Here is a 26,620-nt window from a genome sequence, read left to right as displayed (position 1 = left end):
AAAAAGAACTGTTTGACCATTAATGGTCAAACAGTTCTTTTTTTAGAATCTATAATATATTACTGAACAGTGAATACATGTATATTACTTACCTGACCATCGACATTCACTACTTTCACATCAACTGTTCCAGATACATTCGGAACAGTCACCGTTAAACGTTTTGCAGATGCATACACTGCTGTAGCTTGTGTATCTCCGAAATAAACGGTAGATTGCCTTGTGAAATTAGTACCGTTAAGATAAAACATATATCCTACCGGACCACTTGTTGCTGAGGTCGTGATGGTTGGAGTCGGTAGAGCCGGTCCATTATCATACGTGAATGTAGTTGATGCCGTTAGACCATTCGACAATTGAACAACTAATGGTACTGTTCCAATATCTGAATTAGCAGGTATTGTTACTTGCAATCGAGTTGCTGACACGTATTTAACAATAGCAGCATGTCCATTCACAGTGACTGTAGCACTACTATCGAACATTGTACCATTGACATATATACTATCTCCACCCGCTTTATTACCTGTAGTGGATGATAAACTAGTAATAGTAGGTGCAACTATTATATATTCATAACCTTGAGCCAATGTCGCAGTTCCCCCATCTTTATTGGTAACTGTCACATCAACTTTCCCTAATACAGTCGATGCTGGTACAGTCACTTGCAATCGAGCGGAGCTGACAACTCTACTACTCGCTACGTTTGTACCCATGGTTACAATTGCTCCAGAAACGAAATTCTCTCCATTCACATAAATCACTTCTCCACCTGCCATATATCCTCTATCAGACGATAACGACGTAATAGCAACTGGTAAAATAACGGGAATTATATATTCATAGGCCAGAGGAAGAATGACCTCATGGGTATCTAATGTTAACTTCACATCTACTAATCCTACCGCATCTCCTGCAGGAATTGTAACTTGTAAACGTTTCGCGCTAACATATGTTGTTACAGCTTCCTTTCCACCAATAGATACTTTCGTAATATCTCTCACGAAATTCGTTCCATTTACATAGACTGCTTCGCCACCTGCGATTAACCCAGTATTAGGCGTTATAGACGTCACGGTTGGCGCAGGATATACAATTGCATTGTAGGTATATCCATTTGATACCGTATAACTATAAGTCGCTTCTTGAACAGTAACAACTACACCACCTACAGCTACACCTGCTGGAACAATCACACTATAACGTGTTGCCGATACATATGTCGCTGTAGCTTCTGTGTTACCGAAATAGATCTTCGATCCCGATTTAAAGTTTGTTCCATTTACATAAACTGTTTCTCCACCCGTTATAGGGCCGGAATTAGGATTGATACTCGTTATGATTGGATCTGTTTTTGGTGGTTCATTGTAGGTATAAGCTTGTTGAATTGTTGTCGTTGTACCATCAGGGTTGGTAATGGTAATATCAACAGTACCAGCTTCTAATGCAGTAGGAACTATCGCTGAAAAGTACGTCATGCTTGGATTCAGTGATACTGAAGTCGCTAGATTATCTCCAATCTTAACCGTTAGTCCCTTCATGAGGTATTTCCCGGTCATTACTATGTTAGTGCCACCTTCAAGTGGTCCATTATTAGGGTCTATACTTGTAATGAGGGGATCTGTCTTATACTGATATGGCGCAATTGCCGTCTGTCTATCTGGATTCATAACAGTTACATTAACCGTTCCTTGTACACCAGCAGGAACAGTGGCTGTAATTTGTGTATCATCTATCACTACAGCGTTTGTTGCACTACTTGAACCAAATAGAACGGTAGCACCACTAACGAAATGCTTACCATTAATTGTGATGTTTTCTCCACCATTAGGATGACCGAATGATTCACTTAGTGATGAGATTTCAGGAGTTGGTAAAGTAACCTTTAAAGTTGCAGACGGGATCGCTTTCGTTCTGGCTGCCCCTGCATAATCTTTATAATTAATGATTGAAGCCGCAGTAGAAGCTTGGAAACTACCCGCTTTAGACTTATCTACAGGTCGAATCTTATACTTAAATGTAAGTGCGCTGTCTTTAAGCTCATTAAAACTCCATGTTAACGTATTACCAGTTATTGTCGGTTTCGGTATATTGTTATCAGCTGAACCTGGTACGATCTCAAAATTCGGGTCAACAATATCCGTTACCGTAACATCATACGCACTAGCTAAACCAATTTCTTTTACAATCGCTGCATAAATTTCAGCCAATCCTGTCGAACCAAGCACAAAATGATGGTGGACCGCAGTCGTGGCCATCTCTTTAAGCAATATGTTTGGTCCACTTGTTTCTGGATTATCGGTTGTATTTAGTAATGCAATGGTATAGAAAATGATACCCGCATCTTTGGCATTTTGAGACTTTTGCTTCGCATATTCAAATGGATTTACAGATGGTACAGTAGCATCACCATCGGTCATGATAACAATGACTGGTTGTGCTTCTGGACGATGCCCTTCTAACATAGTCATTGCCACTTCTATTGCATCCCCGGTAGCTGTCGCTCCGTTAGCTTGAATTGTATTTATGTAAGCCTTAGTTGCATCTTTATCTGTGTTTAGAGGAAATGAACTTATTCTATCCTTCGCGGAATAATCAACAATTCCAACCTGATGCTTAGTTAAATCTAGTAAATCAACAAAGCCTTTGGCTGCATCTTTTGCATTGGTTATTTTATCATCAGGATTAGCAACTGTAGGCAACATACTTCCTGATTTATCTATTATGAGAACAACATCGTTCGGAACAACTACGTTTACGGGTGGTGTCCCAGTCAATTTTAAGATGACTTCGGCTTCATCCAACGTTGTCATCGAACTTGGATTTACCGATTTAGTTACAGTCACATAGTCATTTACCGCTGCATTAACTTGAGGCACAGCTAACCCAACAAATAATAGAGTTAGCGATATGAACATTATAAATAATTTACTCATTTTCTTCATAGTATATTACTCCTTTTTCTTAATAATAGTTCATTGCTGTTTATCTACGAAATATCCCATATGTTGAATATCTTCATGTTGATATACAGTACGTACTCGTTTACCCGAGGATAAACGCTCTAATTGTTCCTTCGAATCACGGAGAACAGCATTAAACTTCGAGGAGATCCGTTTCTCTAACTCGGAACAAGTTTTTAAAATTTGAAGTTCCTTATCCGTAAACGAACGTTCTTCTGTACTCATGATGTGATCGATCTGATCGCGTAGTTCTACTTGTTTATTCTGAAGATCAGGAATTATAGACTCGTCTAGATCTTCATCCACATTCAACTGTAAAATAGATCTGGTTGTATCCTCCATTTGCTCAAGAAGAGTTAACATTTCAAAGTTTGGGCTCATTTCGAATGTACCTTTTTTTCACTTTTCAGACTTTTCATCGCTTCAACCCAAGTATCTCGCAATTCCGTGATCATTATTATACTGTACTCTGCAGATGAGTGATCTAGTTTAATATTGGCTTCAGTAATTCTACTATGAATATAGGAGTATAAACTACTCAGATCACGGGAAATTTCATATTCCATTTTTAATGTTAACTGAAGTTCCTCAATAATATTCTGAGCTTTTACGAAATTCATATGTTTTCCCGCCATATCATCCTGATTTAAACAATTTAGCCCCATCTTTAAGAAACGAATACAACCGTTGTACAACATTAGTGTCAGTTCTCCTGGATTACTAGTCTGTACTTTAGTATTTAAATAACGTTCCTGCGCGTGATGCATTATAGGGTCACCCCATTTCGTCGATAATTGCGCCCACTGATAAATCTTTAAGCTTTTCTACCAATAGAATGAACTTTTCAGATGGCACCTCATGAATAATTTCCTGTGTATCTTTATTTAGTATTTGAACGATAACATCTCCAGTAGTCTCAAGAAATTTATACTTGAATTCATGGGGAGTGCCTTGAGCAACTTTGTTAGCCTTAGTTATAGACTCAAGTACTGCCTTCTCGCCAACTGTTAATATTTGAGTTTTGTTCTTTTCTTTAAGTTCAAAGTAAAGTCCGATTGCCTTAATACTATCCGTTCCATTCTTCGCAGGTGTCTGTACATGATGCAACTTGGGTTGAATCTCCATTTCAACATCTCCCTTCCCCCCTATTTGTTGCGATAAAGTTCAATGACAATTCCCCTTTACCACTAGCTAAATTGACTCGACAGCCAACTCATTTGTGCATTTCCATTTGCAATTGCCTTTTCCATAGCAGAAAACATACGATAATAATTGTCTTCCTTCCTAAGAAGGCTATCGTTTAATTTATTTATCTTAAGATCAATATCACTATCTGCTTTTCCCAGAGCCGTAGTAACGTTAGTGTACGATGACCCCATCCCGCCAGCCTTTTTAATAATCGCCGATACGGTGTTGCTAGTTGATTCATAAACCCGCTGACCAATCCCCATACTTGCCCCTGTGCCTTGAGCAGTAAACAGATCAATTACTGCCTGGGGATTGGCATCAATTGCCGCTTTAAGCTTGTCTGAATCTATATTTAATTTTCCTGCAGCAGCAGGATTACTTCTGTCATACTCTCCGGTTGCGATCCCAATATTATCCAATGATATTGTAGTACCATCAGCTAATTCGACCGGCGTACTCATCCCAGTCCGTAGTCCATTGTATGATCTCGATAAAATATCATCACGACGAAGTATGCCTGCTTGCGCTTTTTCCTCCCAAGTCTTAATATCACTCTCTGACATAGCTGACTTCTCATCACTAGTGAGTGGTTGATATGCTCTATCTGCAGTCTCCTCCATTTTGGACTTAACTTTATAGCTTGTTTCATTATAAGTCGTGACGAACTTGCTAATCTTAGCAGAGATTGCATCTTTATCAGCCTGGGTATACTCCCCATTAGTACCCGTGGCTTTAGGCCAGTCGCCACTGTATTGCACTTGTCTTGCTCCTTCTTTAAGCGTATTCACACTTGTGTTAATCGCTCGATAAGCATCCTGCATCCACTCATTTTTTACTTTCTTCGCCTTCATACCCTGGATAGGCATTCGGTCTACTTCCAAAAGCTTTTTAACCATGCTTTCAATATCCATACCCGAACTAAGTCCCGTCATACGCATTACCATATGATTTTCAACTCCTTCATGATTCATTCTTATACTATATTTATCGAATGTTTATCCTCTTAAAGTTAGCCTTTTCTAAAAATATTCATAAAATTTATGTTTTAAATATGAATTCCCATTACTTATGTAAAAAGAAGCCCACGTCCATACGAGGGCTTCTTTCTCTGATTACAGATTAACGAAGCAACTGTAGTACTCCTTGCGGCGCTTGGTTCGCTTGAGCCAGCATAGCAGTAGCTGCTTGTTGTAAAATATTAAACTTCGTATAAGTCATCATTTCTGAAGCCATATCTGTGTCGCGGATACGTGATTCAGCAGCTTGCAAGTTCTCTGCGTTCACACCAACGTTATTGTAAACGTGTTCCATTTGGTTTTGGTACGCACCTAGAGTAGAACGTGCTGTGTTAACCTTTCCAATTGCTAAATCTACTACTGCAGATTCTGCTAAGAATTGAGCCTGGTTAGTCATCGGATCTTGATCGACTCCAAGAGTATCACTTGTAACATCTACAGCTGTAAAATCGATTCCGATACTGTCAGTTTGGCCGCCACCAGTTTGGATTGTGACAGTACCTGCATCTCCGTCAAGAAGCTTTTTACCATTGAATTCGAATTTAGTACCGATATCGTCAATTGCAGATGCCAATTTCTTATACTCGTCAGCCATCGCTACAAGGTCTGAAGTACTATACGTTCCACTTGAACCTTGAACTGTTAATTCTTTCATACGAGTAAGCATGTCAGAAACTTCGTTCATTGCACCTTCAGCTGCTTGAACCATTGAAATTCCATCTTGCGCATTACGCATACCTTGGTTCATCGATTTGATTTGTGAGCGCATCTTCTCTGAGATTGAAAGCCCAGCAGCATCATCAGCTGCACGGTTGATGCGGAATCCAGAAGATAGCTTCTCACTAGATTTACCTTGTTGAGTGTTGTTGAACACCAAGTTACGGTGCGAGTTCATTGCGTTAAGATTGTGGTTAATAATCATTGTTTGTTCCTCCTTGAGTTTTTAAAATTTCACATCCATGTGAAGTAGGCTTTTCGCCTTACAATATATATATCGGTTATCTGGGACTAAAGTTTATAGTTATTTAAAAATCTTTTTTATTTTTTGTTTTTTAAGTTTTTTATCAGATTTGAATCAAGGTAAACTAAGGTTGCTTCACGATTATTCGCTTGAATCTCTTCTACTAGCTCCTTCCTCAAGATGACTACCTCTTCAGGAGCTCTGATTCCAATTTTGACGCTATCCCCTTCTATCGAAGATATATATATTTCAATATCATTATTGAGTAGAATCGACTGCCCTCTCTTTCTGGTAAGTACAAGCATTTACTCTCCCCCCTCTTCCTGAGTACCTGTAAGCATTAATGAACTATTCGTCCGATAGTTCGTCTTTTCTTGGAGCACATACTGGCACCCAACCTGTTCATGAACATTAATAATTAAAGGCGCCAATAAGTTAAGGGTAGCTGATTCTATAGATTCCTTTATGGTGACTATACATAGAACTAACGTATCTTCTGGACTCTCCAACTTCAGTTTCTTTTTCAATACATCATCCAGTTGAATAGTATAGTTCGGATGCCAGTGAAATGGAGATGTAATCACAAATGAAATATCCGTGTCTTCCATACTCTTCAAATATGCAAAGTTTGTATCTTCAATTGCTTCAATCACAAACATATTTAATTCATCAAATCCTAATATACTTCCTTGGAAGGCGAGTTCTACTTGATTAAATGGTTTGTACATTTCAATTCCTCCTATAAAAAAAATCTAAGACTATAGCTGTATAGCTATAGTCTTATTTCAACCGAATACATCATAATTTCTAACTGACATTTGTATACTATTCTGATTTACAAGGTAAATATTCACATTCCCAGGTTGATATGATGTTTGCGGCTTCTGAGGGGTATACTTAATATTTGTATCATGAAGACTCCAATTCATATTTATCTCAGCTGGTCTGTACTCAATATCTACGTTGTCCAATGATGCTTCTCCGTTATATTCAATATTAGATTGTTCCAAAGTACGCTGTAACATCATATTTGAGATAGAATTACCCGGTTTAGTGAAGTCAGCTAGTCTGTTTCCCTCTTCGACCATTTGTGACACATGAATAAGAAACTCTTGATGGATCTGGCTTGAAATCATCCAAAGCCATTCCAGATGATCGCCTTTTCCGAGTGCCATCCAAGCTCTTGAGCTATCTATATCCAGTTGATCAGGCTGGGTGCTAACTTCCATGGCCGATGGGGTGGTTTGAATCTCCAATTCACCTCTAGGTGACTGTATATTTAACTGGGCCGCTTGAGTACTAATACCAGTAGTAGCATAAGTCTGTTGAATAGAAAGTCGTAAAAGATTCATATCAAGACACCTCTACTCCATTTATCATTACTTTATCGTAAATAGTCCAAGAGACTTACTTGCATAATCTTGGCACTGGTCGCCAACGAAGCTTGGTACACACTTTCATCTTGTTTCAACTTCATTATAGTTTCAGCATAATCCGCATCTTCCGTCTTGGCCTGCATATCGGTTAGATTCATCTCTAGATCAGTTAACCGATTCGTTATCAATTCTACTCTATTCGTCTTCGCCCCTATTTCCGAGCGCGCTTCATTTATTTTGGAAATACGACCTTGTAGCAGTTCAAGTTCTCCCCGTGCTGCCGCTTGGTTTCCTGCACCAAATGCTGTTTGCATTCTAGTTAACACTCCAAATAAGTTATCTGTATCTGTTGGTTCACCAAACACGTCTTGACCTGTTACATTGATTGACAATGATGCTCCTTCTGTAAACTTATACGTTATACCGAAAGTATCTGTCCCTTGGGTTTGAGCAATAGCAGCATCGTATGGAGCTTGATCTGTAAATTGACCATTAAAAATATACTTATCATTAATTTTGGCATTACCGAGTGAAACCAGTTGTTCGTAAATTTGCTGTATTTCAATATTAACTGCATTCATTGCTTCTTGCGGATTAGATCCAGTTACCCCTTGAACTAATAATTCATTTGCACGTTGAGTAAGGTCATTAATCTGACCCAGAACCGTATCACTATAATCCAGCCAGGATACAGCGGCATCTGCATTCTTCTGATATTGATCATTGATGGACAGTTCACTGCGATATCGCAACGAATAAGTAATGCCTACTGGGTCATCAGAAGGTTTGTTCAACTTCATACCGGTGGATAGAATGTTCTGATTCTTATCCATGCTAACCAAATTTGTATTAATATTTCGCATCATCTGTAAATTCATCATGCCTGGCGTAACACGTAATGCCATTTCCTTCGCCTCCCTTATCTACCTACAATACCCATACTATTGATAACTTTATCCAAGTTCTGATCCATCGTTGTCATCAGACGCGAAGCAGCCCCGTAAGCATGTTGAAATTTAATTAAGTTTGCCATTTCTTCATCTAGGGATACGCCACTTACAGATTGTCTTCTAGATTCCACTTGATCGACAAGCAATTGGTTATTTCCTTGCTGACGCAATGCTTCTCTGCTCTCAACTCCCAATTGCCCCATAATTGAACGGTAGTAATCGTTAATCGTCCCATCTGTAATACCATTGTTACTTGCGATTGGATTAAACTTAAATGAGCCTTCTCTCAACTGCGACATAAGCAATGCAAGAGTGTTATTCCCCTTAACAGCTTCATCACCTGTTGCGCTTGTCAAGACACGTAAAGACGACACAATCTGATTCGGGTCCTTCTCAATAATAGTATTCAATTGAAAAGAAGCTGCTGTTAATGCCCCACCGCTAGAATTGAAAAATTCTACTCCACTTGTCGCTGGTGAGGAAAGAATATAACCTAGTCTATGGAGACCATTGATCCCATTGACTGTTGCAGTCAGATCCGTAGTCAAGGTACGATTGGCTCCACTATAAGTAATACCATTCAATATAGTCCCTTCAGGTAAAACAGAACCTGCTGGGATCGTTACCGTTACCTCACCATTAGCCATTGTATTGGCAAGTTGATCGAGTTGATCCGTATAATCTCTGACAATGACATCTCTAGACTTGATGGTTCCAAACATTTCACCACTAGTCAGTGTGTTACCTGCGTATGCTGTTTCCCAATTCGCTGCCGTTGTGAGAACGGAATCTCTTCCATTTACTAACTCCATACCACCCATAGTTACCCGATATCCGTCTTCCTCTTCGACTACGGTTGTATTACCCATCCTTGATAATTGATCGATAATAAGATCTCGCTGATCCCGCAAATCATTAGCATTCTCTCTATATCCTTCTATTTTGTATATCTCTTGATTGAGACTCGCTACTTGAGCCGTTAGCGAATTGATACTATCTGTATTTACAGATAAGCTGTTCGTTAAGTCCGACTGCATATCCGATAATTTTTTACTCATTTCATTAAACGCGTCCGCTAAAGCCAATGCATTCTCTTTTACAATTTTTCTAGAGGTCACATTCTCAGGATCCTTACTCATCTCTGACCAAGACTTCCAGAAGTTATCAATGACTGTCGTTAACCCCGTATCAGAAGGTTCATTAAATAACTTTTCAAGTTTAGACAGTGTAGTCGCTTGCGCCTCCCACTCCCCAAGTGAGCGGTTCACATCCCAATACTGGTCATCCAGGAATGAATCCCGAATTCGCTTGATGTAGGTTACCTCAACTCCAGTTCCTAATTGCCCAGGATTTGTAGACTTAAATAGCCCTGGCGCTTCTAGTGGTCTCGTAGCCGCCATACCCACAGTTTGGCGTGAATACCCCTGTGTACTAGCATTTGCTATGTTGTGTCCTGTTGTGTTCATCGCAGCCATCTGTGTAAATAAACTTCGCTTGGAAGTCTCAATGCCGTGGAACGTAGATGCCATTTATACCCCTCCTTAACTTTCTGCAAACTTAACTTCATACTAAACTTTGGAATCGAAGAAATTATTCTTCTTATAGCCTACTGACGGTTGCATCGGATTCTGATAAATCAATTCATCATCAACGCCTACAATAATATTTAATGAAAAATCAATGAAATGTAAGGATTGCTCTAGTAGTTGTTCAATGGTTTCATTTTGTTTCTTAAGAGATTGAACATGAAGGACTAATTGATCTCTAACCTTCAGTAATTTCTGTTTATCTTCAGGTTCGAATACAAGACGACTCAATTCCGTCACCGTTAGATTCAGACGCGATTTAATCCCCTTTTCTTTCAAAAATTCATCTACTACTCCTGTCCTTGTATCCTCTGTTATTGCAATTTGCTTTATCAACCGATTCTCTTGTGTCATTAAGCGTGTCAATTGTTCTATATCATTATCCACAATCGCTCGCTTCTTTTCATTCGCAGTGTTAATCAAGCATTCATGAAGTTCAATTAACTGCTCCAGCGTTGAGATGACCGGACCAATACTCACTCGATCTCACCCTCCTTTAAAATACGGCAGGAGCTTCTCAGCAATCTTACCCGCTTCAACATGATAGGTACCAGAAGATACGGCTTCCTTCAACTCCTGAATCCTCTCAGTACGTTTCGGATCCTGAACTTGATTATTCGCTTCTAGCATTTCCTGTGCCTCATTAGAAATCGATACCTGATCTTTTTGAAACTTCTTCTTATCTACATGATTCTCTCGAATGTCTATATTCCGTTGGTAAGGGTTCACCCCACTAATTCTTCCAGGTTCATTAATCTTCATAATCTTCACCTCACTGTTTATAAAAAAAGCCGATAATCTTTAATAAGTTTATCGGTCTCCATTGGAACATATTTAATAGCTGACAGCGTAATTAACTATTTATTGTATTTATCAATCGCACTATATACACGTTTACCGCTATCATTACTGTCTTTTCTAGACTGCTCATTCTTAATAGATTGATCTAATTCCTTGGTTAAACGCGTTCTACAAGAGGGGCACATATTACCTTCTTGAATAAAGTTAGTCCCACATACTTCACATGGATAGCTAAGATTTGGAGCATCAATAACGGAGATACGTCCTTCTCGTATGAATTTGGTAATCTGTCGTATAGTCACTTCTGTCGCCTCTGACAGTTCAGTTATCGTAGATCCTCTATGTTCCCTTAAATAATCAGAACACAAATGATATTCATCTTCGATTCCCTTCGCACAATCCGGACAAATATCTCTAAAATTCATTGCAAAAAGCTTGCCACATCGCGGACAATTCCCAAGATTCATAGCTTCTTACTCCCCCGTTCCATATATTTCATATAACCTTACAATCTAGTATACATAGATTAACGTATATAAGCATAATCCGTCTATCTTTTAAGTATGACGAATTACCAACCCTTGTCACACTCGGCTTGATAATTCGTTCTAGAAATATCAAGATCGTGCCCATGTCAGACTATATACCTCGACTGGATGTCCGATGAATTCCCCCGCTCCCCACAATACACCGGCACAAGCATTAATAGTACTTCCGGTCGTGTAGACATCATCGACCACAAGAATACGTAACGGAGCATTACTTAATGATCTTTGACGTGCCTGAAGAATGTTATAGACCGTACTAATCATATCCGGATCACTACTAAAAACATTCTGCATGTCGCGAATACGATCACTCCGACTCTTAAAGCTCTGTTTATCGGTATGTCGTTCCCTTATAAGCAATCTGGCAAAAGGAAGCCGTATAAGTTCTGCCAATCCTACAGCTAACACCTCAGCTTGATTAAACCCTCGCTCCTCTAGCCTAATTATACTGACAGGAACGCAGGTGATGACATCGATGGTCCATGGTGAGGCTCCTTTGGTCTGTCTGTGTTCACACCGCATGCTAACGTAAGCCTTACCCAGCATCATTACGAGTAGCGCGCTATATCTTTCATTCCCCCTATACTTATACTGTCCAAGCCACTCACGCATCATGGGGTTATACGCTACCACGCTCCGATTACACTCGAAAAAACGTTCATATCCATTCGTACGCGTACAATCCGGACAACCGATATGCCGACCGCAAATAGCGCAACGTGGTTGCCTAATCCATGGGATCACCCTGTAACAATCTGGACATATCCCATGAACATGAGTCGATCTGTTACTCATTCTTCCACACGTGAGACAACCCGCCACTGCGGGAGCAAGTAAGCGATGTATAGGATCTAATATACTTTTCCAGGTCATATTGCTCTCCTCTCCAAATCATAGCTATCAATTACCAACTAACAACTACCAGCACCAATAGTTGCATATCGTGTATCTAAACTGAGCTAATTTGCTCTGGAGCTACTTTTAGTTGCATAACGTGTATCTAAATTGAGCCAATCTGCGCCGGAGCTACTTTTAGTTGCACAACGTGTATCTAATTACTCCAAAACCCCTACTTTTCACCGTAACCCTACTTTTAACTGATCTTTATGCAACTACTTCTCTCTTCCGGCCTTTTCTTCCTAAATTAAGTATCTTCTCTACAACTACGGCACTATAGCTATGGCGCTTGTCTCTTCTTGAGATGGTTAGTTAAATACCCACCCTTCTGCGCGATACGGTTCATTCCTTTGATCTGAGAAATAGCTCTCTTCTGCGATCTTGTCCATGCGGGGGAGGCTAGGAATACTCTACCTGCTGGATCATCTTTGGACCTTCCAGCCCGCCCAGCCATCTGTATTAGCGAGGCTTCATCAAAAAGACCGCTATCCGCATCGAGAATAAATACATCACTTCGCGGCACAGTTACTCCCCTTTCTAGAATAGTTGTTGTAATCAGCAACCTAATCTTAGTATCCCTAAAGGCTAATACCTTCTCCGCTCGTTGTGGGTCTACAGATGAAGTGCCTTCTATGTAAGTACCTGGTAAATAACGACGAAATAGCATCACCAACGGCTCAATATGGCGAATCCGCGAGACGAATATGAAACACTGCGCACCTCGCTGAATGGATTGTCCCAAGTTACGAAGAAGCTTGTCTGGAATTCGCTGCTGACTAAGACATTGCGCTACAGATTTCATATCGAGTCGAGTAGGGACGGGCAGGGGATGTCCATGAAATCTCACAGGTACTTTGGCGTGAGAAAGTTTGCCGGAAGCTGCTTCTCTCTGTAATTGACGTGGGGGTGTCGCCGACAGGTACACGAACTTGCCCTCGGGTTTGCAAGCATTCTGTGCTGCATAGGCCAACATGGGATCATTATGATATGGGAATGCATCAATCTCATCAATAATGACGAGATCAAATGCCTGGTAGAAGCGCATTAATTGATGCGTTGTGGCTAACGTCAACATCCCCGGTCTCCAGCGTTCCTCACTGCCCCCATACAAGGTAACCACCGTCTCATCTGGAAAAGCTCTAGCTAATCTTGGTGCAAGCTCCAACACGACATCCCTCCGCGGTGTGGCGACAAGCACTCGCCCTCCAGCATGCAGTACGGCATGCAGCAAGGGGAATATCATCTCAGTCTTGCCCGCCCCCGTAACCGCCCAGAGGAGAAAGCGCTCTGGCATTACCGGAGCCGAAAGTGAAGACAAAGATTGCATAGGGAGCATAGCTCCTGTGTTCGATGTGGGAACCGAAGGTGAAGGGATCAAAGGGACCATATGCCCCCCCGCTCCGCCCCCTCCGGGAGGCTTCGCTAGGAACTGCAACGCCGCGCCTGCGGCTGCGCTTTGCGCTGCACTAAGACCCCACCGGCCCATGGCCTCGGTGGGGGAACCCCCGGCCGTGCCACGCACGGCCGGATGCGCTGCTCCGCGGAGCAGCAGCGCACAAGCGCGGCTGCGCCCCATAGCGAGGCAGGCCTCGCAATAGGCGCACGCCGCGCTGCCGCACGAGGCGCATGCCGTGCGGCCAAGGGCAACGCTGCCACAGCGATGGCAGCGGAGGATCTTACGGCGGCGCTGCAGCCACGAGGCGCCGCTACGAGGCACGGCAGCAGGCGCTACGCCTGCGCCGAAGGCGAGCTGGCCCTGGAGATAGGCCAGCTGAGCGGCTGTGAACCAGGCTCCAGCCATGGTTGGGGCCGCTTCCGCTAGAAGTGCGTCCACTTCGGACTTAAGCAGAGAACGCCCTCGGAGCACTTCTGCCAGCACTTCCGCCTCTCGGAACACTTCCTGCACCAGCCCATCTTGCTGTAATCCTTCCGTTTCAGGCACTGCGTGCACTTTCGACATTGAATCTTCACAGAAATATTGTACGAGTGACGAAGACTTAGACGCCACTTCTTGAAGTTCCTCTTCAAGAACATCGCTGATAACCTGTTGCCACTGAGCAATAGTCCAAGCATCCATCCCTTTATCACGTAACTCCATCTGTTCAAGCTTCATCCCCCATCCCAAAGGAATTCCCTCCGCCAGAAGTACCATCCTACTTGATGAGCCTCTCGCTGCTCGTCTCCACCACGCAAAGTCCACTCTCACATCGAGAGAAATCCTCATCCTCCAGCTCTCAGCATTGCGAATCGCATACACAGCTACCTTCATTTTTCCACACCCTCTCTAATTTATTGCATTAAACTTTACAGGATGACTGAACGCAAAAAAGGCACATTCTCCCGGAATCCCGATCTTGGAGAGTGTGCTTCACACCTTATCACCTATACGATTGCTACCCGTCTTCAGACAACACCATTTACTAGCCTTGCACATAAGGTATACGTCCGGCCTCATGCGGTATTCTTAAATCGATTACTGTTGATCCTTGTAACTCTTCTTGTGATATATAGTCATAGCTACTGAGTACATCTTCATCTACCCTTGCACAGACCCTTACCGATAGATTAGATCCTGAGTACTCACTCATTCTGCGAATCATTCGCACCGTTTCATCACTTGATGCATGATCCACGATAAGAATGCGCACTTCCTGATTTCTAAAATAAGAAAACAACCAAAGTGCACGCACATACCATTCTACATGATTCTCATGATTAGAAGTAATAAATATGAACTGATTATCATATCCCTTCCGTCGATTGCTACTATCTTTATCGGTTGTCGCATGTACGCCATGAACGACGGCTATCGCTAATCCGTAAATGATAGCAATCCAAATACATTGGATGATCACGGAGCCTCACCTCCTTCTTTACCAACAATATATGCTGATACAGAAGGCTAGGTGACAAGATATACTCACTCTGCGCCCTTATGCAACTATCCCGGTCTTACTGCGGCTTGGGTCTGCATCAAGCTCGGGTGTCTTGTTGCCAGTAACGAGTAACGGGTTACATTTACCGGCTACAGCCTTACCCAACCATATTTAATAGCATTAATAACTGCTTGCGTGCGATCATCAACTTCCATCTTTTGCAAGACACTACTGACATGGTTCTTCACTGTCTTCTCACTAATAAAGAGATGTTCAGCAATCAACTTATTACTCTTACCCTCAGCCATAAGACGTAACACTTCTGCTTCACGGCGAGTGAGTGGATTATCTTCTCCGCCCACAAACTTAACTCCAGCTTCTTCCATGGTAGACTTCTGATTCATTGCACCAGCTTCATTAACGAAGGTCATTCGACGCAACTGCTGAATAAGCTTCCCCGTTACTTTAGGATGGATAAAGGCATGACCCTGATGCACCGAACGAATCGCATTAATGAGGGACTCCGCCTCCATATCTTTCAGTAAATATCCATTGGCGCCTTTGCGCAACGTCTCAAACACATAGCTCTCATCATCATGTATAGACAAAATGATAACCCTAATATTGGGGAATATCTCTCGAAGCTTCTCGGTTGCTTCCACACCATTCTGCTCAGGCATATTAATATCCATGAGCACAACGTCGGGTTGAATCTCATTACAGAATTCTAGTACGTGGACACCGTCACTACATTCTCCGATGACCTCCATATCTTCCTCCATATTCAAGATCCGTTTCAGACCTTCACGAAACAATTGATGATCATCAACCAAGAGTACTTTAATGGTTTCTTTTCCAGAACCTCTATTTGTCATTTCGTCACTCCTTTCTCTTATCTACATTAGTAGGGATATGAATGGTGATTTTCGTCCCTTCTTTTAGTTGAGATTCGATCTCCATCCTACCCTCAAGGAGTTCTGCCCGTTCACGCATGCCTACTATACCGAAATGTTCATTTTTCTTTTGTTCCAATAGTTCGGGTTGAAACCCACATCCATTATCCTGTACAGCTATCTTCACGATTTGCGCCTGAAATGTCAATTCTACAACCACATATGAAGATCCAGAATGCTTAGCTACATTCGTGAGCGCTTCCTGCACAAGACGATAAATAGCCGCTTCCATTGCTGAGGTGAGTCTCCGTTCGTTCCCTCTCATTTCAAGTAAAGTTCGAATTTTTGTTTTCTCTTCGAAATCATAAATGAATTTACGGAGTGTAGGGATCAGACCCAAATCATCTAGAGCCATCGGTCTTAAATTAAAGATCACTTTGCGCATTTCTTCAAGACTAGCTCGTACTTGTCCCTTAAAATCTACTATTTCGTCTCCCACCATCTTAAATTCCTGCTTCTTTAACATTCTTTCAACAATTTCAGTTCTTAGAACTAGATTGGCTAGTAATTGAGCAGGCCCATCGTGGATTTCACGGGCAATTCGTTTACGTTCTTCTTCTTGAGCAAGAATAATCTTCAGTCCTATGAGCTGACGACTCTTAGCATTCTCGATGAAACGACCAACTTGGCTTATTTCACCAGACAAATACTCCTTTACCACACTCATTTGCGATCCAATACTCTCCGCACGTGTTACTGAACTCTCTACGTTCCGAATTCTCTGCTTTAACTCATCACGTCTGGCTTTGAGATACATCTCTTTTTCACGATATATGATTAGATCGAGTTGGAGCCGCGTTGCCTTCTCATAGGCCTGTCTAATATCCTCTTCCTTAAAGCGAACAAAGTCACGACTGACTTCCGTCAGACGAATACGAGATCGCCGATAACTTAACTCAAGCTGGTCTACTTTTTCTAAAGTCACCTGAGTTTCCTTCACCACGTACTCCAACTCACTCTTCATCGTATTCAACTCATTACGAGCACTTTCCATAATCTCGAATATTTGATATTTACTATTCTCAACTGCATCAATCGCATTCTTAATAACCTGATCAATAGCCTCTGCTTGAAAACCCACTTCAGCTCTACCCCATTCCAACTTTACCGTTATTAACTATTCCATATTATAGCATAATTACGATTCGATGGTGATCGTCTTCGTATTCTGATCCCAATTCACAATTAACCCCAGTTGTTCAGATACTAGACGTAATGGCACTAGCGTTCTACCTTGCGTAGTGAACGGCGCTACTGCCGCTGTAAACCTTTTTCCATTGAGTATAAATTCCTTCTTGTTCACTGTAAGATCTAATAATTTACCTCCACGTAGTACCGTAATACGCTGATTAGCAGCGTCCCAATTCGCACTTCCTCCAGCTGCATCTAGTACGAAACGAATCGGCACATACGTCGTATTACTCTGCATTATTGGTGCAACATCCATCGCTATCTTCTCGCCATTAACAGTCATCGATTTCTGTCCAATAACCATCGTTGCTGTTCCTTTAGGGAGAAGTGCCTCACTGGATAATGAAGGTATTGTAAATTGAATATTGTCAAAAGCAACCGAACCGCTCAACGCACGTTCATCCTGTCCTTCTCCTACATTAACGACATATAACCGCTTCAACTGTGCTGGGTATTGAATATTCAATCCGCTCAGATCGATGTTCAGATTCTTCCATCCTTCCCAATCAATCACCTCGGCTAGATCAACATAAACCGTCTTACCCGTCTTATCTATAAGCTCAGCACGAAGCCAATTCAAACTGTTATCCCCTTGAACATCCACTGACATCGATGTTGCAGGAGCCGAAATAGCTTTACCCGTCGTACCATTTATTTGTGCATAAGCGTACATTTTACCAGTTCCCTGGGTCATATCATATTGAAGACTTAGTACTTTGGAATTCGAGCGATCTCCACTTCCTTGCGTAATGTTTGCAGATCCCATCACCTCAGCCACATTACTGGTAAATTGAATAGGATAACTCGTATTCTCGAAATCTTCCCACATGCTATTCGCAGCTTCCGAGAGCACAATCACGGTACTAAATCCATTATATCGACCAATCGCATAACCGACCTTCGCGTTTGCATTTACGGAAGTCACCGTCAAATTGTCACCTTGTACATTCCCTTTGAATCCAACAAATTCCCATTTCAATGCACTAGCAGAGATTTGTATACTTTGTCCATTCTTTGTAATTGCCGTTATAGGAATTGATACGGTTGTTCCTGCGCTCAGAGGCGCTGTTGCATTAGCCGTGGTCAGACTCGTGAGTTCATCTGCCCCAAGAACGCTTACCTCCATACTTGTTTTCACATCACCGCTTATCGCCGTAATCGTCGTTGTTCCGGGTTGTACACCTATGATCTTACCACCACTGACTTTCACATTACCATTACTAGACTTCCAGGTAGGAGTAATCTGTGTGAGATCCATCGGATTATAGTAGGTATCATAGGCTTTTAGAGCATAAGCAGCTTCTTGACCAATCAAGAGTGATGAGCTGCCACTAATCTTAAATCCTTTCAATTGACCTTGTGGAGCCGTACTGAATACACCGAGGGCATTCACAATACTACGCTGCACGGTGCCATATTCCGTATTAAATGTTAGTGTCGCGTTATTCTCAGCTAAAGGGCGGGTTACCATCGTAGTAGAACCACCACCATCCAGATTCATCCCTTTCCACACACCTATCTTCACCATGAAAGCCTGTAGCTCGGATAGCGACATTCCTGAACTGTTGCTGTTATCCTCCGCTGTTACGATATAGGCATATCGTCCATCTTGCGAATAACCCAAGGCGGTACGAGCACGGTAGCCACCAATAGTTGCAACATCTCTTGTGAAACCAGATGCCTTGCCGCCATTCACCAGAAGGGTATGTCCACCAATCATCATTTGTAGACTCGTAGGGTCGACCTCTTGGCCTGTCGTTTCCGATAGAAGTGAGGAACTCACATTCACTGCCTGCCCTACGACTAAATTGGTGTTAGTGAATTCGGCAGCCGTTCCATGCGCACGAAGAATGTAGCCATCTTCTGGTACAGGTATTAGCAATGGCGATTTATAAGATATATCTGTTACGATTCCATTCTGTACAAGAACTTCCGTAGCCGTTGATGAACTATCAACAGGACGATCCAATGACTTCCAACTACTTGTATACATATACATTTTATTAACATGACTATAATTTGTGCCTGTTCCTTCTGGATAGTAGGCTGTCTTATTCACACCTGATAAAGGGAATGTTTGTCCATTATCTGCTGTTACGGAACCCTTGAATTCATATTCATCAATCATGGGTTTACCGTCTTTGGACACTGTAAAAGAATACATACCTTTCAAATCTGCTGGTGTAGCCATCAACACACCATCTGTAATCTGACCGCCTAATGGTGCCCATTGCGCCCCTAGCCCACTTGTAATGTAATAATCCCCATTCACCGCAGCTACAGCACCATTCTCTTTGGCCATGGCTAGAGTGCTTTGTCTAGTCGTAAACTGACCACCCACACCATTCATGACATCCATTTTCACATTAGAATTGTGTAGATCCACACGAATGACGTCAGCAAGCGTAGTCACCTGCTTACCAGAACGAGTCGTAGTAAACTTATATTTGTATAGAATAGCTCCAGAAGTAATGATGTCTTCTCCGATCTTAGTAACCGATTGCGAAGCAGCATTAACAACTGATCCTTGGAATGAACTATATATTGGAAATCCACTACCAACAACGGGGCCGATCCATAATAAACCCGCCATTGTAACAATAACCCACTTCTTACCTGTAGCGTTAACCACTCTTTTTTGCATTTGTTGTAAATCTCTCTTCATTATTTATGTAATCTCCCATCTGCTATCTTGTTCGCACAATCTTACATTTCTGTAGAAATGATAGACTATATATTTAGCGTATATACTATTAGACTTGGTTTTTGAATAAAAGTTACGAAATCGACATTATTTATTCTAGATTTTACAATTCTATGCAATATAACCGACTTTCCCACCAATTTCATATTAAATTCCCCCTAAAGCGACAGCTTCAGAGGTTGAACAGTTCATTCTAAACTTCATCATTTTATTCTTTTAAGTTCTCAAATAATCGTCTGCTGTTCAACTTAGATAAAGTATAACATACAAAAAAAACGATAACCCCTCCAGATCCGAAGAGGTTATCGTTATATGTCTTTCTAGAATCCTATTATAGATACCCTATTATACTCAATAGTCTCTTCAGCATCACCGCAGCTTGGGCACGTGTTGCATTCCCTTGCGGTTGGAATGTTGTTGTGGATACGCCTTGAATAATTCCTTCCTTAACGGCTCTTGAAACAGGCTCCTGTGATTGGATTTTACCAACATCCTTAAATTTAGACAGTGTTGCTGTAGCCGTACTTGTGTTGGTAGTCTTATACTCCGCATAATCCATCGCTCGTACCATCATGATCGCCAATTGCTCTCGAGTGATATTATTGTTAGGTTTAAACGTTCCGTCCGTATTCCCGGCAATAATACCCGCTTTAGTAGCTGCTCCAATGTACGCACCTGTAATTGATGTTGACTGAACGTCACGGAACCGTTCTGCTGCCTGAGAATCTCCTGACAATCCTAAAGCCTTCGCAATAAATACTGCAAATTCGCCACGAGTAATGTTGCTATTCGGTTCAAAAGTGGTAGCGGTTCTTCCATCTACAATATATTTGGCTAGAAGTTCATTGATTTCGCCCTTCGCCCAATGATTACCGACATCACCGTAGAACTTGCTAGCCGTTACTCCGGTTACCATATAATTGTCTTTCACCATCGCATGTAAAATAGTACCCCCACTCCATTTCTCGATCTTGGTGGGTACAAATGAGATTTGAGCAGTCGATTTATCAAAGTATACGAGTGCTGATGTACTCTCAGGTACTGACTTAGCTGTACGTATCAAGTATTCACTTGAAACATGTACAGGAATAGATCTTCCAGAAGCCGTATTTTCCGCAGATACATAAAAGTCATACGTGTCTACAATCATGTTTGCTCCAACTTCACTAATTAGATTATTCATTACAGACACAGCACTAATCGGGACTTTCTCGATCTGGATCCATATCATTGCCGTCGAAGTAGCCGATGTAAGATCCCTCGCGATTTGACTAGTATTCAGGCTTCGTAATGGAATAGTAACGATACTATCTCCTAATCTGACTGCGAACTGTGCTGTTGGATCCGAGAGAGATCCATCTTGAAGTGATTGGACAGGAACTCCCACATAGGCTGCTCTCTCGGTAGTAGGAACCTCAAATACAATCGTTTTGCTAGTTGCATTGGCCGTCGCCACATAATCATAGGCAGCCTTTAATTTTATCGAATCTACCTTATACTTTTTAACGCTTTGGTTATATTTGGATTTACCATCACTACTAGTTGCAGCACTGGTATCGAGAACGTACATCATTCTACCGAATTCGCTCTCATTTAACGTTCCCAGATTACTAGGAGTAAAGACGCCACTGCTCGCTGAATTCTGCACATCTAGATTAAGGAAAGACGGAATATTATTCCCTTGACTGTCCTTAAGCGCAGTACTCATTGAACTATAAGATACTTGTACTTTCTGGCCGAGTGATGCAGGAGACATCAATTGAAGAGTCACCGTATTCCCACTCACATTGGTAGATAGTATAGAACGCGCATTGTTGTCCACTCTTACGGTAAACAATGCGTTTAATGCGTTTGAACTTAGTGAACTTGTCAGACTACTGTGGAATTGAAGTGTTAATATATCTCCCTTAATCGAAGCCGACTTCACATCAGCGTTGAGCGTACTGGTACTTACACCAACGGGCTCAAGATTGAGGTAGCCTGCACTATTTCCATTTAAATCAGTTATACGTTGGCTTCCAACACCTGGTACATAAGAAACAGTAGCCTCTTGGGTTACAGTTATAGGAGATGCCAACGTTAGTTCTACATGGTTAACATTCACAGCCATTGCCGTTACATAGACAGCTGTTTTATTCACCAATACTGAGAATTGACTCTTCATCGGTAAGTTATCTGATTTCAGAGCTTCATTATATTTCAAGATAACCTTACTACCAGACCCTTCCGCTCCCATAAAGATTGGGGCTTTGGTATCATTCTGATTCCGGACAAAGAAATCACTAAATGCAGACATATTCATGCCTCTGTAGTCCTGAATTGGATATGATCCAGGGCTATAGGATACTTGAACGACATCCCCATTACTAATGCTCTTATTCAAAGTTAATACTAGCGTTGAACCACTCTGATACATACTACGAACGCCTAGAGAAGAACCATCTGCCATTACAGTGAACTGTTGATAAGCACTCGTTGACGGCGACTTCAACGTCTCATTGAAATAAAGAGATACTGTTGTTCCATAAGCCGTACCCTCACGAGGCTTCGGTAGCGCAGAATCGATCCCATTCGTCACCTCTCTCAGCCCGAAGCTAGCTGCTGGATTAAGGGCGCTATCTATAATTCCGGAGTTACCGCCAGTGTAAGATATTTTGACATTTTGTCCAACGGAAACCCCAATCTCTAATACAACATATACACTTTCACCTGATGTATATACTTGACTAACTTTTCTATTCTCATCATTAACGGTCACAGCAAAGTTTGATGAGTACAAATAATTCGAATAATTCAACGTCTCATTATATGTCAGTCGAATGGTTGTTGCATTATGCATTAGAGCGGTCTGGAGAACGGGAGCCACCGTGTCGCTAGAGCTCGTCCTAAATTTCCAATTGGAGTTGCCATTCAGACCCCCATAGACGATACCTGCATTTACTCTATCTATAAACACGCCACTATCCACAACTACATAATATGAACTGTTCTGATCCAACGTCACCTTATTCACTGAACGGACCTGTGAAGGGTTATTGGCATCTACTACTACATTGACGTTGAATGATTGCCCGCTTGTTGCGTTGTACAGTCTGATTACTGCTTGATCGGACCCATTAGCCGCTTTCACGGGGCGATTGAGGGTTAGAACCAAATCTATGCTCAGTGGTACGGCTGAACTGCCATTCGCTGGTGATACGGCGGTCTCCCGCAATGCAGATGAATCACCAATAGCTGTGAACGACCAGCTCATTTCATTCTGTGGTACTGAATTACCGGCATTATCTAGAAAGGCACCTACTGGCATCGTTACTGTATATTGTTTATTATTCTGGAATGTGATGTCCGGTTTAATAACAATCGTATTCGTACCCTCCCCCGTAACTCTCGGTGAGATTACTGGGATATTCGATTCAATCGATGAACTTCCAGCGGATCGAATCGTTATATTCCCACTGCCTTTATTAACCGTCTGATTAAATATGAGTTGAATTGGGCTGCTTATGGGAACTGACGTAGCCTCATCCGCTGGGATTGTCTGAGTCAAGACACCCGGACTTCCCTTCGTAGTAAATACCCATTGCGTATTGTCAGTTATACCAGCAAAAGCTGTACCATCCACATCTACTAGTGTTCCTGAATCGATTAATACATAATAAGTTGTTGATGGAGCGAGTTGCGAAGTCTCGATGTTAATGAGATCCTGACGGGCAGGACTCAAAGAAATCGTAGTAGAGCTTCCCGATTGAACGGATAGCTTCTCGACCTCTTGATTGTCTGCTACCTGGTGTATATGTATCATACCGTCAGCTAAGAACACCTCTTTATTGAACAGTAGCTGAAGCATTGCCTGGTTAGGCTCTACTCCAGTTGCGCCAATCGTAGGTGTATATTGCGAGATCGCAGCAGGATCTGTACTCGCGATCACTGGTTGACCTGCAGCTTGAACACTTATTGAAGTTCCTAATCCTAGACTAGGTACCAATATTTCCAATGTCATTATTAAAGCAATCCAAATTGAAATCTTCTTCTTCATTACGATTATAAACTCCCCTCTTTGAATACACTTGTATCTATATTTTCGGTTTCAAGTGCTTACAAGTTTAGAGCAGTGACATTATTTCATTGAATCGAACGATTTCTCTGCGCACCAAAAAGCCGCTGAACGATCCAGCGACTTGAATTGTACTAATAATAAGGGCAATAATCTTTACATTCCTGCTTGTGCCTTCAAAGTCTCCGCCTTATCCACTTGTTCCCAAGGAACATCTAGATCCGTACGACCGAAGTGTCCGTAAGCTGCCGTCTGTTTGTAGATCGGACGACGCAAATCAAGCATTTGAATAATGCCAGCTGGGCGAAGATCGAAGTTCTCTTGGATGAGCGCAACCAATTTCTCTTCGCTCACTTTACCTGTACCGTAAGTATCCACATTAATCGATACCGGCGTAGCCACACCAATCGCATAAGCCAATTGAATCTCCAACTTATCTGCCAGACCCGCAGCTACTAGGTTCTTAGCTACATAACGCGCCGCGTAAGCCGCTGAACGGTCTACCTTCGTAGGATCCTTACCAGAGAACGCTCCGCCGCCATGACGCGCATAACCACCGTATGTATCGACAATGATCTTACGTCCAGTTAGACCCGCATCTCCTTGAGGACCGCCAATAACGAAACGTCCAGTAGGGTTAATGAAATATTTCGTATCCCCATCTAGCAACTCCGCAGGAACAACAGGAAGAATGACGTGCTCTCTAATATCCGCTTGGATCTGCTCCAACGTAATCTCTTCCGCATGTTGCGTAGATACAACGATCGTGTCAACACGTACTGGCTTATCATCCATGTATTCAATCGTAACTTGCGTCTTACCATCTGGGCGCAAATACGCTAACGTACCATCTTTACGCACCGCTGCTAAGCGACGTGCAATACGATGTGCTAAGGCAATCGGAAGAGGCATCAGTTCAGGTGTCTCATTCGATGCGAAACCGAACATAAGCCCTTGATCTCCGGCCCCAATATCTGCCGTTTCCTTATGCATCTGATCAAGATCACGATTCTCTAATGCAGCATTCACCCCTTGGGCAATATCAGCCGATTGCTCATTCAATGAAGTTAGTACAGCACTTGTATTATAATCGAAACCATATTTAGCATTGGTATAACCAATCTCTTTGATTGTATTTCGAACGATAGCTGGAATGTCGACATATTCAGAGCTTGTACTAATCTCTCCAATAACAAGCACCAATCCTGTTGCCACAGCTACTTCACAAGCAACGCGTGCATTAGGATCATTCTCTAAGAAAGCATCTAATACCGCATCTGAAATCTGATCACAGATTTTATCTGGATGTCCTTCTGTAACGGACTCTGATGTAAACAAATGACGTCCTTTAATTGACATGAATTAACCTCCTATAAGCAAAAAATGAACCTTTCCCAATTGGAAAAGGTTGCAGTACAATCCTTATTCGTCATATTAACTTATTTGCGAAATCGTGTCAAACGTTTCTCTATTATAAAGGAAGACCAAAAAGTCAGCTGGTGATCATGATATATCCTTGAACTGCTAAGGATTAATAGACATTGTGGACTCTTGTTACAATAAGGTCTGTTCAGCTTGGCGTATCAACCGTTTTGTAATTTCCCCACCCACGGAGCCATTCTCCCTTGAGGTGAGGTGACCCCAGCTTGTCCGTCCACGATTCGTATATCCTCCAACCTCTCCGAGATCAGAAGCGAATTCAGCATCCATTCCAGCCAGTCCACCAAATCCACCTACCTGTAGTCCGAACTCCGCTGCAATCTCATATTTCATCTGATCAATCATCTGACGACTTGCCGGTACTACTGTCCGATTGTTCCTTGCCATTATAATAAGCACCTCCTGTATGATGATCCTACAAGAGTATTATTAGCATGCTGATTCAGATTACACGTATAAAAGATTGCTACTACTGGCAATAATAAGGGATAAGCATTATTGAATGCTATATCCACCGCGTACCATAACAACTAGACCGAATTTCTGCCCATCTTGAACCGTAATACCGCGCCCATCTCTTGGGAATGATAATAGATGATTCGTAATAACCGCTTGTCCATTTACAATATCTATACCGTCAGTCAAATCTGCTACACCATTAGCATCTTGACTATAGATTACCGCTTTACCATTACGAACAATAAATTCAGCTCCTGCTTCGGCAATGAGCTTCTCACCTGGTCTCACATCAACGATAACAACAGCGTTGCTTGTGCTCGCAGCACTATTATTAGTTGGATTCGTTGGTACCGTAGGTGCTGGTGTAGGTGTCGTCGTTGTACTCCCACCACCTAACGCTTTTTGGATCTGTTGATCTACGTAACTTTTGGTGACAACAGGGTCATCGGCTGTACCGGGTTGACCCATAGCTCCAGCACTGCTGGCTGTGGTGTTGAGTAGGGAGCCTAGCCATACACCGCCACATAGCAATGTAGCTACTGCAGTTACTTTCCAAACAGGTTTCATGATATATCCTCCTTATGTATACTCGTATCGATCACAAGCACTTTCAATTCTGTGATCCGTACTTATAAAAATAACAGGAAGCCATTATTC

General features: G+C 42.0%; 24 protein-coding genes. All 24 read right to left on the bottom strand.

The window, feature by feature from the left end:
• Window positions 1-59: 59 nt before the first annotated feature.
• The 24 genes from AC1TO9_RS10285 to AC1TO9_RS10170 all read right to left on the bottom strand — a co-directional run bounded on the left by AC1TO9_RS10285 (window position 60) and on the right by AC1TO9_RS10170 (window position 26,530).
• On the bottom strand, window positions 60-2,945 hold the full coding sequence (locus AC1TO9_RS10285) for an IPT/TIG domain-containing protein (RefSeq protein WP_482059079.1): 2,886 nt from the start codon (window positions 2,943-2,945) through the stop codon (window positions 60-62).
• A 30-nt stretch (window positions 2,946-2,975) separates the two neighbouring features.
• Window positions 2,976-3,344: a hypothetical protein gene (locus tag AC1TO9_RS10280; protein ID WP_482059078.1), complete on the bottom strand. Its 369-nt coding sequence runs from the start codon at window positions 3,342-3,344 to the stop codon at window positions 2,976-2,978.
• Window positions 3,341-3,730, bottom strand: coding sequence for a flagellar export chaperone FliS (fliS, locus tag AC1TO9_RS10275; protein WP_482059077.1), 390 nt, complete (start codon window positions 3,728-3,730; stop codon window positions 3,341-3,343). Before fliS ends, AC1TO9_RS10280 begins: the two co-directional genes overlap by 4 nt.
• 7 nt (window positions 3,731-3,737) lie before the next feature.
• On the bottom strand, window positions 3,738-4,088 hold the full coding sequence (locus AC1TO9_RS10270; protein WP_482059076.1) for a flagellar protein FlaG: 351 nt from the start codon (window positions 4,086-4,088) through the stop codon (window positions 3,738-3,740).
• A 62-nt stretch (window positions 4,089-4,150) separates the two neighbouring features.
• Window positions 4,151-5,095, bottom strand: a complete 945-nt coding sequence (gene fliD, locus AC1TO9_RS10265; protein WP_482059075.1) for a flagellar filament capping protein FliD — start codon at window positions 5,093-5,095, stop codon at window positions 4,151-4,153.
• Between the two features lie 175 nt (window positions 5,096-5,270).
• Window positions 5,271-6,089 (bottom strand): flagellin N-terminal helical domain-containing protein, encoded by an 819-nt coding sequence (locus AC1TO9_RS10260; protein ID WP_482059074.1) that lies wholly within the window; start codon window positions 6,087-6,089, stop codon window positions 5,271-5,273.
• Window positions 6,090-6,205: 116 nt separating this feature from the next.
• A complete protein-coding gene (csrA, locus tag AC1TO9_RS10255; protein WP_482059073.1) occupies window positions 6,206-6,433 on the bottom strand; it encodes a carbon storage regulator CsrA in 228 nt (75 codons plus the stop codon).
• On the bottom strand, window positions 6,434-6,856 hold the full coding sequence (gene fliW, locus AC1TO9_RS10250) for a flagellar assembly protein FliW (protein ID WP_482059072.1): 423 nt from the start codon (window positions 6,854-6,856) through the stop codon (window positions 6,434-6,436).
• A 57-nt stretch (window positions 6,857-6,913) separates the two neighbouring features.
• The gene (locus tag AC1TO9_RS10245; protein ID WP_482059071.1) at window positions 6,914-7,480 is read right to left on the bottom strand and encodes a DUF6470 family protein; all 567 of its coding nucleotides are present in this window, start codon (window positions 7,478-7,480) and stop codon (window positions 6,914-6,916) included.
• 32 nt (window positions 7,481-7,512) lie between these two features.
• Window positions 7,513-8,409, bottom strand: a complete 897-nt coding sequence (gene flgL / locus AC1TO9_RS10240) for a flagellar hook-associated protein FlgL (RefSeq protein ID WP_482059070.1) — start codon at window positions 8,407-8,409, stop codon at window positions 7,513-7,515.
• A 14-nt stretch (window positions 8,410-8,423) separates the two neighbouring features.
• The gene (flgK, locus tag AC1TO9_RS10235; RefSeq protein ID WP_482059069.1) at window positions 8,424-9,983 is read right to left on the bottom strand and encodes a flagellar hook-associated protein FlgK; all 1,560 of its coding nucleotides are present in this window, start codon (window positions 9,981-9,983) and stop codon (window positions 8,424-8,426) included.
• A 39-nt stretch (window positions 9,984-10,022) separates the two neighbouring features.
• Window positions 10,023-10,520, bottom strand: coding sequence for a flagellar protein FlgN (locus AC1TO9_RS10230; RefSeq protein WP_482056573.1), 498 nt, complete (start codon window positions 10,518-10,520; stop codon window positions 10,023-10,025).
• Window positions 10,521-10,526: 6 nt separating this feature from the next.
• Window positions 10,527-10,802 (bottom strand): flagellar biosynthesis anti-sigma factor FlgM, encoded by a 276-nt coding sequence (gene flgM / locus AC1TO9_RS10225; RefSeq protein WP_482056572.1) that lies wholly within the window; start codon window positions 10,800-10,802, stop codon window positions 10,527-10,529.
• 95 nt (window positions 10,803-10,897) lie between these two features.
• Window positions 10,898-11,308, bottom strand: coding sequence for a TIGR03826 family flagellar region protein (locus tag AC1TO9_RS10220; protein ID WP_482059068.1), 411 nt, complete (start codon window positions 11,306-11,308; stop codon window positions 10,898-10,900).
• Between the two features lie 150 nt (window positions 11,309-11,458).
• Window positions 11,459-12,262 (bottom strand): ComF family protein, encoded by an 804-nt coding sequence (locus tag AC1TO9_RS10215; protein ID WP_482059067.1) that lies wholly within the window; start codon window positions 12,260-12,262, stop codon window positions 11,459-11,461.
• A 304-nt stretch (window positions 12,263-12,566) separates the two neighbouring features.
• On the bottom strand, window positions 12,567-14,555 hold the full coding sequence (locus AC1TO9_RS10210) for an ATP-dependent helicase ComFA (protein ID WP_482059066.1): 1,989 nt from the start codon (window positions 14,553-14,555) through the stop codon (window positions 12,567-12,569).
• A 151-nt stretch (window positions 14,556-14,706) separates the two neighbouring features.
• Entirely contained in the window at window positions 14,707-15,141 is a 435-nt protein-coding gene (locus AC1TO9_RS10205; protein ID WP_482059065.1) for a hypothetical protein, read from the bottom strand.
• Window positions 15,142-15,311: 170 nt separating this feature from the next.
• Window positions 15,312-16,037: a response regulator gene (locus AC1TO9_RS10200; RefSeq protein WP_482056567.1), complete on the bottom strand. Its 726-nt coding sequence runs from the start codon at window positions 16,035-16,037 to the stop codon at window positions 15,312-15,314.
• A gap of 4 nt (window positions 16,038-16,041) precedes the next feature.
• Window positions 16,042-17,196, bottom strand: coding sequence for a sensor histidine kinase (locus AC1TO9_RS10195; RefSeq protein WP_482056566.1), 1,155 nt, complete (start codon window positions 17,194-17,196; stop codon window positions 16,042-16,044).
• 57 nt (window positions 17,197-17,253) lie between these two features.
• Window positions 17,254-19,971: a stalk domain-containing protein gene (locus tag AC1TO9_RS10190; protein WP_482059064.1), complete on the bottom strand. Its 2,718-nt coding sequence runs from the start codon at window positions 19,969-19,971 to the stop codon at window positions 17,254-17,256.
• Between the two features lie 370 nt (window positions 19,972-20,341).
• Window positions 20,342-24,046 carry an S-layer homology domain-containing protein gene (locus AC1TO9_RS10185; protein WP_482059063.1) on the bottom strand — a complete coding sequence of 1,235 codons (3,705 nt, stop codon included), beginning with the start codon at window positions 24,044-24,046 and terminating at the stop codon, window positions 20,342-20,344.
• 174 nt (window positions 24,047-24,220) lie between these two features.
• Entirely contained in the window at window positions 24,221-25,423 is a 1,203-nt protein-coding gene (gene metK / locus AC1TO9_RS10180; RefSeq protein WP_482056563.1) for a methionine adenosyltransferase, read from the bottom strand.
• A 195-nt stretch (window positions 25,424-25,618) separates the two neighbouring features.
• Entirely contained in the window at window positions 25,619-25,891 is a 273-nt protein-coding gene (locus AC1TO9_RS10175) for an alpha/beta-type small acid-soluble spore protein (protein ID WP_482059062.1), read from the bottom strand.
• A 108-nt stretch (window positions 25,892-25,999) separates the two neighbouring features.
• Window positions 26,000-26,530, bottom strand: coding sequence for a hypothetical protein (locus AC1TO9_RS10170; RefSeq protein ID WP_482059061.1), 531 nt, complete (start codon window positions 26,528-26,530; stop codon window positions 26,000-26,002).
• Window positions 26,531-26,620: the final 90 nt, after the last annotated feature.

This window comes from Paenibacillus sp. Y916 (assembly GCF_056786435.1).
This window is presented reverse-complemented; position numbering and strand designations above follow the sequence as displayed.